This window comes from Microbacterium proteolyticum (assembly GCF_029639405.1).
In the GTDB taxonomy this organism is placed as follows: Bacteria; Actinomycetota; Actinomycetes; order Actinomycetales; family Microbacteriaceae; genus Microbacterium.
This window is the reverse complement of record NZ_CP121274.1, coordinates 3,743,721-3,758,903: the sequence shown is the minus strand read 5'-3', so window position 1 is coordinate 3,758,903 and position 15,183 is coordinate 3,743,721. Positions and strand designations below refer to the sequence as shown.

Sequence of the window (15,183 nt, the reverse complement as noted above, 5' to 3'; positions counted from 1 at the left end):
GAGCACACCATGACCCACGACCACACCGACCACGAGCACGGGTCGCACGATCACCACGACCACGGCTCGCATGACCACGGCGCTCACGACGAGCATCACCACCATGAGCCGCCGGCCGGAGCGACGAACCTGGTGACCTGTCCGGTGATGCCCGGCAACCAGGTCGACCCGGCCTGGGCCGAGCAGCGCGGCCTGTTCCGCGACTACCAGGGCACCCGGTACTGGTTCTGCTGCACCGAGTGCGGGCCGCTGTTCGACGCCGACCCCGCGCGCTACACGCACGCCGCCTGACCCGCGCCACTGAAGAAGGACGGCGCGCGACGTGGACACGGCGGTCGGGCTGGTGCAGGCCTATCTGCGGGTCAACGGCTACTTCACCGTCGCCGAATACCCGGTGCTGGACGCCACCGGGCCCGCCGGGCCGCGCACCATCACCGACCTCGACATCCTCGCCGTGCGCCTGCACCGGTCACCGGGAGCGTCCGGGACAGCCGACGCACCGCTCGACCCGGCCCTGGGCGCCGGGGGCGGGGCGGACATGATCGTCGGCGAGGTCAAGGAAGGCCGCCCGCACCCCAATCCGGCGATGCATGACCCGGCGGTGCTGGAAGCCGCGTTCACCCGGTTCGGGTGCTGTGCACCTGACGATGCCGCCCGGCTGGTCGCCGAGCTACTGGAGACGGGACGGACGGTGGCCCCGGAAGGGCACACGATCCGCACGATCGTGTTCGGCAACCCCACCTCCCCGCCCGGCTCGGGGATGCCGTGGCACACCGTCCCGTTCACTCAGGTGTTGCGCTACCTCGAAGACCACCTCAGCGCGCACTGGGGAATGCTCGGCCGCACTCAGATCAAGGACGACACCCTCGCCCTGCTGGCACTGCGGGAGAAGGCCCACCGGGCCGCGACCGGCGCTTCCCGCCGAGACGCGGACCGGTAGTGATGGCGCGCAGTCTGGCGGGCGGGCCCGCGCCAGTGCGCTCGGAGCGCGCCGCGGTAGTCTGGGAGCGGGAAGGAGTTCTGCCGTGAACCGCATGCGCGTTGTGCAGTCCCCATCGGGACTGCGGCGACTGCTGATGACGTTCGCGACCGCGCTTCTGCTGATCGCCGGCCTTCTGGCGATGCATACCCTCGCCGGCACGCTCACGTTCGGGCACGACGCCGCTGGCGTAGCTGCCAGCGAGGGTGTCGGGGCTTCCTATGCCCCCGGCTCCGACATGGGGTCCACCACTCACCCGGCGAGCACCCTCGATGGTGCGGCCGTGATGGGGACTGGCGCCACCGCCGACCATTGCTCAGGGGATTGCGGGGCCTCGGGCGGGGTGCCGGATCATTCGATGCTGATGATGGTGTGCGTGCTCGCGTTGCTGGCCGCCGCCATCGTGCTGCTCGCCCCAGTGCTCCTGGCGCGGCTCGGCGTCGCGCTGGCGCTGCTGCGCTTGCACGGGCGCACCGTGCTGGCGGCGCTGCCGCATCCGCGACCACCCTCCCTCCTCGTCCTGTCGATCAGTCGAACCTGATTCCCGGCCTGCCCGGCGCGATCTTCGTGCCCGGCAGGATGCCTCGGCCTGCCCACTCGCGGCAGCAGGAATCAACTCACCCCAATCGACTGACAGACAAGGACACCCACCATGCGTTTCCGCACTCTCGCGCTGACGACCGGCGCGCTCACCGCCGCGCTCGTGCTCGCTGGCTGCGCCCCGACCGGCGGCTCCATGCCCGGCATGGATCACGGCTCCGGCGGCATGACCAGCAGCACCCCCTCGGCCACCGCCGACGCCGCGTTCAACGCCGCGGACGAGATGTTCGTGACGATGATGATCCCGCATCACGAGCAGGCCATCCAGATGGCCGACCAGATCCTCGCCAAGGACGGCATCGACGAGCGGGTCGTCGACCTCGCGCAGCAGGTCAAGGCCGCCCAGGACCCCGAGATCCAGACCATGAAGGGCTGGTTGGAGGACTGGGGCATCCCCTACGACGACTCCATGTCCGGCATGGGCGGGATGGAAGGCATGGACCACGGCGACGGGATGATGTCTGAGGAGGACATGGCCGCCCTGGATGCCGCGACCGGCGTCGAGGCGACCCGGCTGTTCCTGGAGGGCATGATCACCCACCACCAGGGCGCGGTCACGATGGCGCAGATGGTGCTGGACAACGGACAGAACCCGGATGTCGCCACGCTGGCGCAGCAGATCATCGACGGGCAGACCGCCGAGATCACCACGATGCAGGGCATCCTCGCCACCCTCTGACCCGGACCCTCGGGCGGAGCGGTCACTACCCCGACTCGCTCCGCCCGAGACCCGACCGCGTGCCCGCCGCCGCGGGCCGCGTCGGATTGTCGAAAGGCCGTCATGACTTCTCGGACCCTCGCCGCTTGTTTCGTGGCCATCTTCCTCGCCCTGGTCATCTTGTCTGCGGGGACCATCCTCGTCATCCAGGCGATCGCATGAACCGTCGTCTCACGATCACGACGCTCGCTGCTGCGGTGGCGCTGCTGGTCACTGGCTGCACGAGCCCGACGCCCCAGACGTCCGCGTCGCCGAGGTTGGAGGACCTCGGACATGTGCACGGCATCGTCGACGCCGGTGACGGCACGGTGCTGCTGGGCACCCACACCGGCCTGTACACGCTGACCGAGGACGGCACCGTTGCCGGACCGGTCGGCGGCCATGACTTCGACGCGATGGGCCTGACCCGCGCCGGCGACATCTTCTACGCCTCCGGCCATCCCGGCCCCACCACGCCGCCGGAGCTCGGCGCGCCCAACCTGGGCGTGCTGCGCAGTACCGACGCGGGGCAGTCGTGGGAGCCGGTCGCGTTCACCGGGCAGGAGGACTTCCACGTTCTGACCGCCAGCGGTGCCGGGGCGATCTACGGGATCGGGTCCAGCTCGATCACCGTGCGCACGAGCCCCGACGGCGGCGCCACCTGGATCGACGGGGCCGAGCTGCCCGCCGCCGACCTCGCCGTCGCCGCCGACGGCACCCTCTACGCGGCGACCCAGGAGGGCGTGCAGGAAAGCCGAGACGCCGGCGCCACCTTCACCGCCGTCCCGGATGCCCCGCTGCTGTATCTGCTGGAGGCCGATTCAGGTGGCGGGGTCGTCGGCGTCGACACCGAGGGCAGCCTGTGGCGCCTGGTCGACGGCTCGTGGACACGCCTGGGCACCGCCACCGGCACCGTCCAGGCGCTCGGCGTGACCGCCGACGGCGCGATCGTGCTCCTGGACGACCGCGGCATCGTCTGGATCCGCGGCACCGTGTCCACCACCGCCCTCCCGGCGAGTGCATCATGACCACCATCCACGGCAGCGGCCCGACCGGTCGCAGATCGGAAGGAGACCGACCATGACCCCTACGACAGCGGCGAGCAGCTGGGCGCGCCGCGCCGGACCCGTCGACCCCGCGGCACTGGACGCGGTGGACGCATGGTGGCGGGCGGCGAACTATCTGAGCATCGGCCAGATCTACCTGCAGGGCAATCCGTTGCTGCGCCACCGCCTCAGCCGGGACGACATCAAGCCGCGGCTGCTGGGGCATTGGGGCACCACCCCGGGCCTGAACTTCCTCTACGCCCACCTGAACCGTGCCATCCGCGACCGCGACCTGAACACCCTGTACGTGACCGGGCCGGGGCACGGCGGCCCGGGCATGGTCGCCAACGCCTACCTGGACGGCACCTACAGCGAACGCTACCCGGGCATCGAACGCACCGAGGACGGGCTGCGGGCGCTGTTCCGGCAGTTCTCCTTCCCGGGCGGGATCCCCTCGCACGCGTCCCCCGAGACGCCCGGGTCGATCAACGAGGGCGGGGAGCTGGGCTACTCCCTCGTGCACGCCTACGGGGCCGCGTTCGACAATCCGGACCTGCTGGTCGCCTGCGTGATCGGGGACGGGGAGGCGGAGACCGGGCCGTTGGCGACCGCGTGGCACGGCAACAAGTTCCTCAACCCCGCCCATGACGGGGTGGTGCTGCCGATCCTGCATCTGAACGGGTACAAGATCGCCAACCCGACCGTGCTGTCGCGCATCCCCGAGGAGGAGCTGGTCGCGCTGCTGCGCGGCTACGGCCACGACCCCCACGTCGTCACGGTCGGCTTCGATGGCGAGACCCCGCAGGAGTCCCACGCGGCGTTCGCGGCGGTGCTGGATGCGGTGCTGGATGAGATCGCGGACATCAAGGCCGCCGCGGCGGCCGGGACGCTGGCGGGGCGGCCGGCGTGGCCGGCGATCGTGCTGCGCAGTCCGAAGGGGTGGACCTGCCCGAAGGTGATCGACGGTCTGCCGGTGGAGGGCACCTGGCGGGCCCACCAGGTGCCGCTCGCCGAGGTCCGCGACACCCCCGAGCACCTGCGGATCCTCGAGGACTGGCTGGCGTCCTACCGCCCGCACGGGCTGTTCGACGTGACCGGCGCCCCGCGCCCGGCCACGGTCGCGATCGCGCCGGAGGGGGATCGGCGGATGAGCGCGAACCCGGCCGGCAACGGCGGACAACTCACGATCCCGCTGCGGCTCCCGGACTTCCGGGAGCACGCCCACCCGGTCGACCCCGCCGCGCGCGGCGCGTCGACCGGGGAAGCGACCCGGGTGCTGGGCGAGTGGCTGGCGGGGGTGATCCGGGACAACCCGGACAACTTCCGCATCTTCGGCCCGGACGAGACCGCCTCCAACCGGCTCGCCCCACCCGTCTACTCGGCGACGGGCAAGCAGTGGAACGCGGCTGTGGAGCCCGTCGACGAGCACCTGGCCCCGACCGGGCGGGTGATGGAGGTGCTCAGCGAGCACCAGTGCCAGGGCTGGCTCGAGGGCTACGTGCTCACCGGCCGGCATGGGCTGTTCAATTGCTACGAGGCGTTCACCCACATCGTCGACTCGATGTTCAACCAGCACGCCAAGTGGCTGGAAGCCGCCCGGGAGGTGGCCTGGCGGGACCCGATCCCGAGCTTCAACTACCTGCTCTCCAGCCATGTCTGGCGGCAGGACCACAACGGGTTCTCCCACCAGGACCCCGGGTTCATCGACCTCGCCCTGAACAAGAGCCCCGACATCGTCCGCGTCTACCTGCCGTTCGACGCGAACACGCTGCTGTCCACCTACGACCACTGCCTGCGCTCGGCCGGCTACATCAACGTCGTCGTCGCCGGGAAGCAGCCCGCCCCGCAGTGGCTCACGATGGACGAGGCGATCGAGCACTGCACCCGCGGGCTGGGCATCCTGCCGTGGGCGGGCACCGAGACCGAGGGCACCGAGCCGGATGTGGTGCTCGCCGCCGCCGGCGACGTCCCCACCCTCGAGGTGCTCGCCGCGGCGGCGCTGCTGCGCGAGCACGTCCCCGATCTGAGAGTGCGGGTGGTGAACGTGGTCGACCTGACCCGGCTGCAATCCGAGGACCAGCACCCGCACGGGCTGCCGGACCGGGAGTTCGATGCGATCTTCACCCCCGACAAGCCGGTGATCTTCGCCTACCACGGCTACCCATGGCTGATCCACCGGCTCACCTACAAGCGCGCCGGGCACCAGAACCTGCACGTGCACGGCTTCCAGGAGCGGGGCACCACCACGACCCCGTTCGACATGGTCATGCTCAACGACCTCGACCGGTACCGGCTCGCGATCGACGTCCTCGACCACGTCCCGGGCCTGGCCGCCCGCCACGCGGAGCTGCGGCAGCAGCTGCAGGACGCCCGCCTGCATGCCCGCGCCCACACTCGCGAGCACGGCACCGACATTCCCGCCGTCGCCGACTGGCACTGGCCCCACCCCGACACCACCGACCCCGCCATCGGAAAGGAACCGAAATGAGCGACACCAGAACCGTGACCCTGCAGGTGGGTGGCATGATCCGCGCGACCTCCAAGAACGTCACCGAAGCCCACCTGGGGCGCCAGCCCGGGGTGATCAGCGTCGACGCGAACCCGGTCTCGCAGACCGCGACCGTCACCTACGACCCCGAGACCACCTCGGTCGCGCACCTGCAGCAATGGGTCATCGACTGCGGCTACCACTGCGCCGGCCAGTCCGTCCCGGACCACATCTGCGATCCCGCGCACGACCCGCACGCCCACCCTGCCCAGGCCGCACCCGACGAGCACGCGGACCACGGTGCGCACGCCGGAGACGCTGCGCACGCAGGGCACGATGCGCACGCTGACGCCGACCAACCCGAGGTCCATCAGCATCACGCCGGCACCGGCGCCGCTGCCGAACACCCGAGCGGCTCGGGCTCCGACGACCACGCCCACGCGGGGGAAGCGGCCGCGCACGCGGGCCACGCCGGGGCGGCCGTCGCCGGCGGGCACGATCACGGTGGGAGTGCGGCGGCGGGCCATAGCGCGCAGGACATGATGGGGCACGGCGGGCACCACGGCGGCATGTCGATGGAGTCGATGATCCGCGACATGCGAAACCGGTTCCTGGTCGCCCTGATCCTGTCGATCCCGATCACCTTGTGGTCCCCGATCGGGCGGGAGGTGATCGGGTTCGAGGTGCCGGCCCCGTTCGGGCTGCGCGATGACGTGTTCATGCTGATCCTGTCGCTGCCGGTGATCTTCTACTCGGCGTGGATCTTCTTCGACGGCGCCTACCGGGCGCTGCGGGCGAGGACGCTGGACATGATGGTGCTGGTCGCGGTGGGGGTCGGCGCCGGCTGGCTCTACAGTCTGATCATCACCCTGACCGGCGGCGGCGAGGTGTTCTACGAGGCTGCGACCGTGCTGGCCACCTTCGTGCTCCTGGGCCATTGGGTGGAGATGCGGGCCCGCGGCGGGGCGAACGACGCGATCCGCCGACTGCTGGAGCTCGCGCCGGCCCGCGCGGTCGTCCTCCGCGACGGCAACGAGGTTGAGATCCCCACCTCCGAGGTCGTCCCGGGCGATCTGATGCTGATCCGCCCCGGTGCGAAAGTCCCCACGGACGGCACCGTCGAGGAGGGCGAATCCGAGGTCGACGAGTCGATGGTCACCGGCGAATCCATGCCGGTGGAGAAGGCCCCCGGCGCCGAGGTGATCGGCGCGACCGTGAACACCGTCGGCACCCTCCGGGTGCGGGCCACGAAGGTCGGCGCCGACACGGCGCTGGCGCAGATCGTGAAGCTCGTGCAGGAGGCGCAGAACTCCAAAGCCCCAGGCCAGCGTCTCGCCGACCGGGCCGCGTTCTGGCTCGTCCTGGTCGCCCTGATCGGCGGCACCCTCACCTTCCTGGTGTGGTTCCTCGCCGGGGCCGAGCTGCCGATGGCGATCCTGTTCGCCATCACCGTCGTCGTCATCACCTGTCCCGACGCGCTCGGCCTGGCGACCCCGACCGCGATCATGGTCGGCACCGGGCTCGGTGCCAAGCGCGGGGTGCTGTTCAAGAACGCCTCCGGGATCGAGACCGCCGCCCACATCGACACGGTGGTGCTGGATAAGACCGGCACCCTCACCAAGGGGGAACCGGAGGTCACTGACTATCTCCCGGTCGGGATGGACGACCTCGAGCTGCTCTCCCTCGCGGCCGCACTCGAGCGGGAGTCCGAGCATCCGCTGGCCAAAGCGATCGTGCAGTACGCCGACAGCCGTGACATCCCCCGCCGCACCGCGACCGCGTTCCGCAACGTGACCGGCCAAGGCGCGACCGCCACCGTCGACGGGAAGCAGGTCGTGCTTGGCAACGCCCGCCTGATGGCCGCCGAAGGCATCGACATCTCCCCGGTCGCCGCGCAGCAGCAGGCCCTCGCCGACGGTGGACGCACCGCGATCATGTTCGCCGTCGACGGGCAGATCGCCGGCGTCATCGCTCTGGCCGACGCGCCCCGCGACACCGCCAAAGCCGCCATCGACGCCCTCCACGAACAGGGCATCGAGGTGGCCATGCTCACCGGCGACAACAAACCCACCGCCGACCGCATCGCCGCACTGCTGGGCATCGACACCGTGATCGCCGACGTGCTCCCCGAAGACAAATCCGCCAAGATCGCCGAGCTGCAGAAGACGGGCAAGAAGGTCGCGATGGTCGGCGACGGCGTCAACGACGCCCCCGCGCTGGCCCAAGCCGACCTCGGCATCGCGATCGGCGCCGGCACCGACGTCGCGATCGAGACCGCCGACGTCGTCCTGATGCGCTCCGACCCGCTGGATGTCGCGATCGCGCTCAAGATCGGCAAGGGCACGCTGCGGAAGATGCGCCAGAACCTCGGCTGGGCCGTCGGCTACAACGCGATCGCCCTGCCGATCGCGGCCGGCGTGTTCTACCCCGCGTTCGGGATCATGCTCACCCCCGAGATCGCGGCGATCAGCATGTCCGGCTCCTCCGTCATCGTCGCCGTCAACGCCCTCCTCCTCAAGCGACTGCGGCTACCGGCACAACCCAGCGCAAGCGCCGCGCCAACGGCTGTGCTCGAGAACGAGGTGCAGCCGTGAGCACGAGTCGTCCTGTGCTCAGCGCGTCCCTCACCCGCCGTGGCTTCCTTGGCGTCAGCGTCGGCGCGCTCGCCACCGTCGCCCTAGCGTCCTGCGCGCCGGCAGCGACCTGGGTGCAACCGGACGGCACTCCAGTGAAGGATGCGGAGCGGCGACGTGGCGGCACCGGCAAGGTCACCACCGCGACCCTTGCCGCCGCGCCGCTCGTGCTGGACCTGGCCGGCAAGACAGCCGCCACCTGGGCCTTCGGCTCGACCCCGGCCCCAGTGATCCGCCTCGGCGCCGGAGACACCCTCCAGGCCACCGTCCGCAACCAGCTCGACACCGACACCTCCGTGCACTGGCACGGGATCGCGCTGCGCAACGACATGGACGGGGTGCCCCCCGTCACGCAGGAGCCCGTCGGCGCCGGCGCAGCCTTCGACTACGAGTTCATCGTCCCCGACCCTGGCACCTACTGGTTCCACCCCCACGTCGGCGTGCAACTGGACCGCGGCCTCTACGGCGCCCTGATCGTCGAGGACCCGAACGAACCGCTGGCCTACGACGACGAATGGGTGATCATCCTCGACGACTGGCTCGACGGCGTCACCGCCACCCCCGACCAGGTACTCGAAGAACTCTCCGCCGGGATGGGTGACATGGGCGGAATGGACGACATGTTCATGCGGATGGGCAACACGCTCATGGGCGCCACCTCCGACCTGCTCGGCGGCGACGCCGGCGATGTCTACTACCCCCTCTACCTCATCAACGGGAAGCCGGTCGACGACCCCACCCAGTTCACCGGCAAGCCCGGCGACCGGGTCCGATTGAGGATCATCAACGCCGGCAGCGACACTGCGTTCCGTCTCGCAGTCGGCGGCCACGGTTTGACCATCACCCACAGCGACGGGTTCCCCGTGACCCCGGTGGAGGTTGACAGCATCCTGATTGGGATGGGCGAACGCTACGACGCGACCATCACTCTGGGCGACGGGGCGTTCCCGCTCATCGCTCAAGCCGAGGGGAAGCGAGCTCGCGGCTTTGCGGTCATCCGCACCGCCGCCGCGGCCACTGCCCCGGCGGCCGACGTGAGCATCCCGGAGCTGAGCAGCAGCCGAGTCGGGACCGCGCAGCTGCTGGCCGCCGACAGCCGTGCGGCGCTGTCCTCCCGGCAGCCTGACCGGTCCATCGCGATCGCGCTCACCGGAGGGATGGCCGACTACGACTGGGGCATCGACGGGCGGCGGTTCGACATGACCCAGCCCCTGGACGCAGCGCACGAGATCCGGGAAGGCGAACGCGTTCGGCTCACGATCACCAACGACACCGAGATGTGGCACCCGTTCCACCTGCACGGGCACACATACCAGCACCAGGACGACGGCCCGCGGAAGGACACCTCGATCATCCTGCCGAAACAGACCCTCACCGTCGACTTCGACGCCGACAACCCCGGCCTCTGGATCGCGCACTGCCACAACATCTACCACGCCGAAACCGGCATGACCACTGTCATCGGCTATCGGTCGTGACCACGGCGCAACCTACCAGAGGCCACCCAGCTGGTCGCATCAATGAACGCGTGACGGCGCCAGTGAACCGACGGGATGCGGCCGCACCCCTGCAGGATCTTGACGGCACCGGCGGCCGCTACGTTATTGGCAGGCCGGCCGGGCCGCCGTTGTCGGCGGTGGAGAGCGTGCGCACCGAACGCATCCACCGCGCGGTGTTCGGGCACGCCAAGATCGTCCACGTCCTCGAGGGCGCGGCACATATCGCGACAGCCACAGGCATCCACGAGCTGACGCCGGGCTTCGCGATGACTCTCGGGGCCGGCATGTGGTGCTCAGTGCGTCCGGCGCCAACTGTGCGGCTATGGACCCTGTTCTTCGACGAATCCTTCCTCCGCTCGCACATGCGATGGGTGCTCGCCGACATCACGCGGGTCCGCCCAGGCCTGCATCCCGACGCGTGGGACGGCTCGGCACTCGTGCTGCAGCCCGGCGTGGACATCCTGCACCGCATCGAACCGCTCTGGCGCCAGATCAGCCTCGTGAACGAGACCGCGCCACCGGAGGTCGCGACCACGCGACTGATCTCTCTGTTCTCCCGCGCTGTTGAGATCGCCCTGCCAACGCTGCTCGCCGAGGACGGCGCCGTGCCGGACAGGTTAGTCCTCCCAGTGCGCGGCCGGCTCGCGCAGCCGCCGATCGCTCGCCCCGTGCGCCGCTCGGTCGAGCTGTTGCGCTCGCGCATGGCCGAGCCGTGGACGGTCGGCAGGCTAGCCGCGGAGGTGGCCGTCTCCCGCGCCCATCTCACGCGCGGGTTCACCCAGCAGGTCGGCGTCGCCCCCATGCGGTTCCTCATCGAGATCCGCCTGACGGAGTTCACGCGACTAATCGAGGAAACCGACCTGCCTATCGCCGACGCATCCCGGCAAGTCGGATGGAAGGACGCGCGAGTTGCGGCAGTATGGTTCCGCAAGCGCTTCGGAATCACCCCCAGGCAGTACCGGCGGCATCCGCATCCTTCCTGCACCGGCGCGATGCCGTGTGAGTCGTGCCGTGGCGTGTGCGCCCTCACCCCGGTCCTTGAGCCCGTAACGCGTGCGGTGTCGCGTGATTCGCGCCGCGACGCTCACATTCGGCGTCTTCCCTAGACGACCTCTGCGCCCTGCCGGTAGGCCGGGCTGATACGTCCGGTTCACCGCTGCGCCTGACGGCGCACTCACCGATCGTCCGTCTGCCCGCTGCGAGGTGAACCTCGCGCACCTCATGGTCGCAAGCCATGAAGCGAGCCTCGGATCGGGGGCGCAGGGAGGAGGTCGGCTATGGACATCGGCACCGTGCTGCGCGCCGTCGCCTTGATGCCGTTGCCGGACGCGGCACGGACGCTCGCCGAGGCCGGCGTCCCCGCCTTTCCGTGCCGGCCTCGCGGCAAGGAGCCGCGCACTGAGCACGGCTTCCACGACGCGAGCGCCGAGCCGCGTCAGGTCGCTGCCTGGTGGCGGCGATGGCCGACGGCGAACATCGGCGTTCCGACCGGCGCCGTCTCCGGGTTCGAGGTGGTCGACGTCGACGTCCATCCGGCCGGGACCGGGTACGCCGCATTCGGTCGAGCGCAGCGCGCCGGCCTGATCGACGGATGGGCCGCGCTGGTGCGCTCCCCGTCCGGCGGATTGCACGCCTACTACCCGGCGACCCCCGGCGTCCCGCACCGTTCCTGGCAGGCGCCGGCCGCGCACGTCGACTTCCGCGGCGATGGCGGCTACATCGTCGTGCCGCCTTCGACGGTGGTTGGCCACAACGGGGAGCGCTCCTACGCCGTGATCGCCACCGCGAGCTCCGACGCGCTCCCGGTCGACGCGCCCGCCTTGCGTGAGCTGCTGGACCCGCGTCCGGCGCCCGCTCCGTGGGCGGGGCCGAGGGATCGTGTCGGAGACCTGGACCCTGAGCGGCTGGCTCGGTGGGTCGCCGCGCGCGGGGAGGGCGAACGTAACCGTGCCCTGTTCTGGGCGGCGTGCCGCGCCGCCGAGGCGGGCGTCTCGTCCGCGGACGCGCACGCCGTCCTCGGGCCGGCGGCCGAACGGGCTGGCCTGCCGGTGCCGGAGATCACCACGACGATCCGATCCGCATACCGGACCGTACTGCCGCACGCGCCGGCCCGGCCCGCGCTCGCGGGCGGGTCGGCGGCAGCGGCGCAGCCCCCGATCCGGGCGGCCTTGTGAACGGTCAGCCCCAGGTGCGGCGATTCGTCGTCGGCACCGCGATTGCGGGAACGGTGTTCATCGCGATCGGTGCGTTCTGGCTGTCCTTCACCGCACTGGCGGATCTCGCGCGTCGCTCCGGGATCGACGATGCGCAGGCATGGGCCTGGCCCCTCATCGTGGACGGCATCATCGTCGTCGCCACGGTCGCGGTCGTCGCCCTCGCCGGGCAGCGCACGGCCTGGTATCCGTGGCTGCTGCTGATGGCCGGCGCCCTCGTGTCGGTCACCGCGAACGCGATCCACGCGATTGTCGCCGCCGACGCGGATGTGCCGGCAGTACTCGCCGCCTCGGTCGCCGCCGTGCCGCCGCTCGTGCTGCTCGCGATCACCCATCTCACCGTCGCCCTTACCCGGGCCCGCCCGTCCGTTTCCGAGCCGGCCCCGGAACCCATGCCGCACTTTAGTGCGGAGCCGGCCGAACCGGCGGAGCCGCCGGCGTCCGGGCGGGAGCTCGCCGTAGTGCTGCGCGACGAGGGCTGGTCGAACAAGCGGATCGCTCGGCACGTCGGCGTGCATCCCTCGACCGTGGGCCGGTGGCTGGGAGCGCGCACCTCTCCGATAGCGATCACCGCGACCGCCGACACGGAAGGAACGCCCTCATGAGCGACGCGATCCACGACGGGCAGCCGTCTCACGACCACCTGCGCGCGGCCGGCCCGCAGCTGGTTCGCCCGGCCGCCGAGCGGTCAGAGCCGGACGTGTCCGAGCTCGCGGTGCATGGCGACCCGTCCCGTCAGGCTGCGGGCACGTCGCCGGCCGCGACGTCGGCCCGCAGCACGGTGGCGTGGGTGCGTCCGACCGACCTGTTCGTCAGCCTGAGCGGGCGCGCATCGAGCCGGGGCATCGACTTCCAGGCGGAGCTGGCCCGCCGGACCCGGCGGCTGCCGTCCAACGCGGTCGCGGTCTCCCGTCGCGGGATCGCGCGCCGCTCGCACCGGCTCGCCCCGGTGACCGCGTTCGGTGTGAACACCCCGGCCGCGCAGACCTCGCTCGAACCCCTCGGGCTGAAGTAGGCCGGAGCCCCAGTATGCGCACCTTCCTCAGCGTCCGGCCGGCCGCTGGGGAGTGCCCGCGCACCTACCTGTCACACAGGAGGTGCCCGATCATGCTGCACACCACTCAGCCCGCGTTCGCCACGAGCGAGGGACTTCGCGTTCTGCTCGTCCGCCTGCACGACGCCGGCCCTGGCGCATGGCGCTCCGACCCGGAGGCGGCGGCGCTGATGCAGTACACGATCCGCAAGTACGCGGGCCTGGCCCGCAAGCACCGGCAGGAGCCCGAGGACGCCGCCCCGGCCGCGTTCGACGCGATGCGCTCGTCCTCGGTGCGCCGTGCCGACGACCCGTGGGCGGTCGTCACCCGCGCGGTGGACATCACCCTGAAGGCCGACGAGCAGGCCGCCGGGATGCTGTGCTCCACCCATCAGGCCCGCCGCGCCGAATACTCCGGCTTCCACGAGGCCGAGCGGTTCTCCGACCGGGAGACCTCGATCACCGAGTACCACCCGGCGTTCCGCGTCGATGCACCCGAGGACACAGACGACGAGAGCGACGACCGCTCCGAGCAGGCACGCCGCGCCCTCGAGGAGACCATCGCCCTGTTCGTCGCGCTGGACTGGCCCGAGGACCTCACCCGCGCCGCGATCGAGTACATCAGCGGACGGCTCATCGAGACCGGATCGCGGCGAGCCGCCTACGAGTCGCTGCGCCGCGACAAGCACGCCCGCGCGCTGCTGGATATGCCGCGGGTGTCGTGGACGACACTGCTGCGGGTCGTGCTCGGCAGCCCGGACCCGACGCTCGCGGCGACCAACACCGGCCGCGGAGTGCTGCTGCGCCTGACCCGCGGGTATCCGGTCGCCGAGATCGCCGCCGACGACGACCTGGCCCTGACGATCATCCTCGCCAACCCGATCACCGTCCGCGGGGGCGAGGTGTGATGAGCGAGAGCGACCCGACTGCCGGGCACATCGAACTGGAGTGGTCTCTCGACGCGATCCGCATGGGCTATCGGCACCGGCGCGAGCAGGGCAACATCCCGGAGCTGGCGGAGTCGATCCGTCGTCAGGGGTTCCTGCACCCGCTGACGATCGCCCCTGACGGGCTGCTCATCTGTGGCGGACGGCGCTACTTGGCGGCGCAGTACCTCGGGCTGAAGACCGTGAACGTGTGGGTGCGCACCGGGATCTCCGACAAGCTCTCCCTGCTGCTGGCGGAGCAGGACGAGAACCAGCTCCGCCTGGACTACACCGACCTGGAAAAGGCATCTCTGTACCGGGAGCTGCGCGCCGAGCTCGCCGCGGACGCCGCCCGCCGCCAGGAGGCCAGCAGGTTCACCGCGGAAGGAAGAAACCCCAGGTCAGACGGTGCCGCCGAATCGACGGCACCGCAGACTGAAGCCGGTGACACCCGCGAGCAGGCGGCGCTGATCGTCACCGGCAAGAAGGGATACACGAAGCTGGAGCAGATCGGCCGGCTGGAGGAACTCGCCGCCGATGCGGCGCAGCCGGCGTCCGTGCGCGAATCCGCCCAGGCCGGGCTGGACGCGATCGGCCAGGGCGGACCCGTCAGCCCCGCCTACCGGCGGGCGCAGGCCGAGCAGTCCCTCGCCGAACTGGAGCGTCTGGCCGAGGACGACACCGAGCCCGGCGGGGTCCGCGACGCCGCGGCCCGCGCGCTCGCCCGCTTGCGCAGCCAGCAGGCCACCACCCGCGCGGCCGGACTGGAGCGCGTCGCCGCCGAGACGCTCGCCCGCGTCCGCGGGGCGACCAAGCGTCGCCCCGCCCAGACACTGACAGCCGCAGGGCCGGATGAGGCAGCCCGCTACCCGGTGCGGGTGTTCGTCGCCACCGTGGACGACTTGCAGGGCTTCACCTCGCACTTCGATCCCGTCGAGCTCGCCGCCGCGCTCGACGAGGAGCAGTGGGCCGGGTTCGAGGCCGTGCTCGACGCGCTGAACGAGATGGCCGAGCAGATGCGCTCGGCACGCGCCCACCGTCTGATCGCCCTCTGAGCGAGCGCGGGGAC

14 protein-coding genes are annotated in these 15,183 nt (G+C 71.0%); all 14 read left to right on the top strand.

Annotated elements, in window-relative coordinates; translation table 11 throughout:
- The first annotated feature begins 9 nt into the window (after positions 1–9).
- The 14 genes from P8R59_RS18810 (at position 10) to P8R59_RS18745 (ending at position 15,169) form a co-directional block, all read left to right on the top strand.
- Positions 10–291, top strand: coding sequence for a YHS domain-containing protein (locus P8R59_RS18810; protein WP_100345610.1), 282 nt, complete (start codon positions 10–12; stop codon positions 289–291).
- A 31-nt stretch (positions 292–322) separates the two neighbouring features.
- Positions 323–940 (top strand): hypothetical protein, encoded by a 618-nt coding sequence (locus P8R59_RS18805; protein ID WP_100345609.1) that lies wholly within the window; start codon positions 323–325, stop codon positions 938–940.
- 94 nt (positions 941–1,034) lie between these two features.
- Entirely contained in the window at positions 1,035–1,520 is a 486-nt protein-coding gene (locus tag P8R59_RS18800; protein ID WP_100345608.1) for a DUF6153 family protein, read from the top strand.
- A 111-nt stretch (positions 1,521–1,631) separates the two neighbouring features.
- The gene (locus P8R59_RS18795; protein ID WP_100345607.1) at positions 1,632–2,258 is read left to right on the top strand and encodes a DUF305 domain-containing protein; all 627 of its coding nucleotides are present in this window, start codon (positions 1,632–1,634) and stop codon (positions 2,256–2,258) included.
- A gap of 197 nt (positions 2,259–2,455) precedes the next feature.
- Positions 2,456–3,304 (top strand): F510_1955 family glycosylhydrolase, encoded by an 849-nt coding sequence (locus P8R59_RS18790; RefSeq protein WP_157802977.1) that lies wholly within the window; start codon positions 2,456–2,458, stop codon positions 3,302–3,304.
- 52 nt (positions 3,305–3,356) lie between these two features.
- Positions 3,357–5,810, top strand: coding sequence for a phosphoketolase family protein (locus P8R59_RS18785; RefSeq protein ID WP_278102270.1), 2,454 nt, complete (start codon positions 3,357–3,359; stop codon positions 5,808–5,810).
- Positions 5,807–8,404 carry a heavy metal translocating P-type ATPase gene (locus tag P8R59_RS18780; RefSeq protein WP_278102269.1) on the top strand — a complete coding sequence of 866 codons (2,598 nt, stop codon included), beginning with the start codon at positions 5,807–5,809 and terminating at the stop codon, positions 8,402–8,404. The genes P8R59_RS18785 and P8R59_RS18780 overlap by 4 nt, the downstream gene beginning before the upstream one ends.
- Complete coding sequence (locus tag P8R59_RS18775) at positions 8,401–9,921, top strand: multicopper oxidase family protein (protein ID WP_100345604.1); 1,521 nt, start codon at positions 8,401–8,403, stop codon at positions 9,919–9,921. Before P8R59_RS18780 ends, P8R59_RS18775 begins: the two co-directional genes overlap by 4 nt.
- Positions 9,918–11,048: a helix-turn-helix transcriptional regulator gene (locus P8R59_RS18770; protein WP_278102268.1), complete on the top strand. Its 1,131-nt coding sequence runs from the start codon at positions 9,918–9,920 to the stop codon at positions 11,046–11,048. Before P8R59_RS18775 ends, P8R59_RS18770 begins: the two co-directional genes overlap by 4 nt.
- 171 nt (positions 11,049–11,219) lie before the next feature.
- Positions 11,220–12,116, top strand: coding sequence for a bifunctional DNA primase/polymerase (locus P8R59_RS18765; protein ID WP_100345602.1), 897 nt, complete (start codon positions 11,220–11,222; stop codon positions 12,114–12,116).
- Positions 12,117–12,169: 53 nt separating this feature from the next.
- Positions 12,170–12,760, top strand: coding sequence for a DUF2637 domain-containing protein (locus P8R59_RS18760; RefSeq protein ID WP_278102267.1), 591 nt, complete (start codon positions 12,170–12,172; stop codon positions 12,758–12,760).
- Complete coding sequence (locus tag P8R59_RS18755) at positions 12,757–13,170, top strand: hypothetical protein (protein ID WP_100345601.1); 414 nt, start codon at positions 12,757–12,759, stop codon at positions 13,168–13,170. Before P8R59_RS18760 ends, P8R59_RS18755 begins: the two co-directional genes overlap by 4 nt.
- Before the next feature lie 92 nt (positions 13,171–13,262).
- On the top strand, positions 13,263–14,096 hold the full coding sequence (locus tag P8R59_RS18750) for a hypothetical protein (RefSeq protein ID WP_100345600.1): 834 nt from the start codon (positions 13,263–13,265) through the stop codon (positions 14,094–14,096).
- Positions 14,096–15,169, top strand: a complete 1,074-nt coding sequence (locus P8R59_RS18745; protein WP_100345599.1) for a ParB N-terminal domain-containing protein — start codon at positions 14,096–14,098, stop codon at positions 15,167–15,169. Before P8R59_RS18750 ends, P8R59_RS18745 begins: the two co-directional genes overlap by 1 nt.
- Positions 15,170–15,183 lie beyond the last annotated feature (14 nt).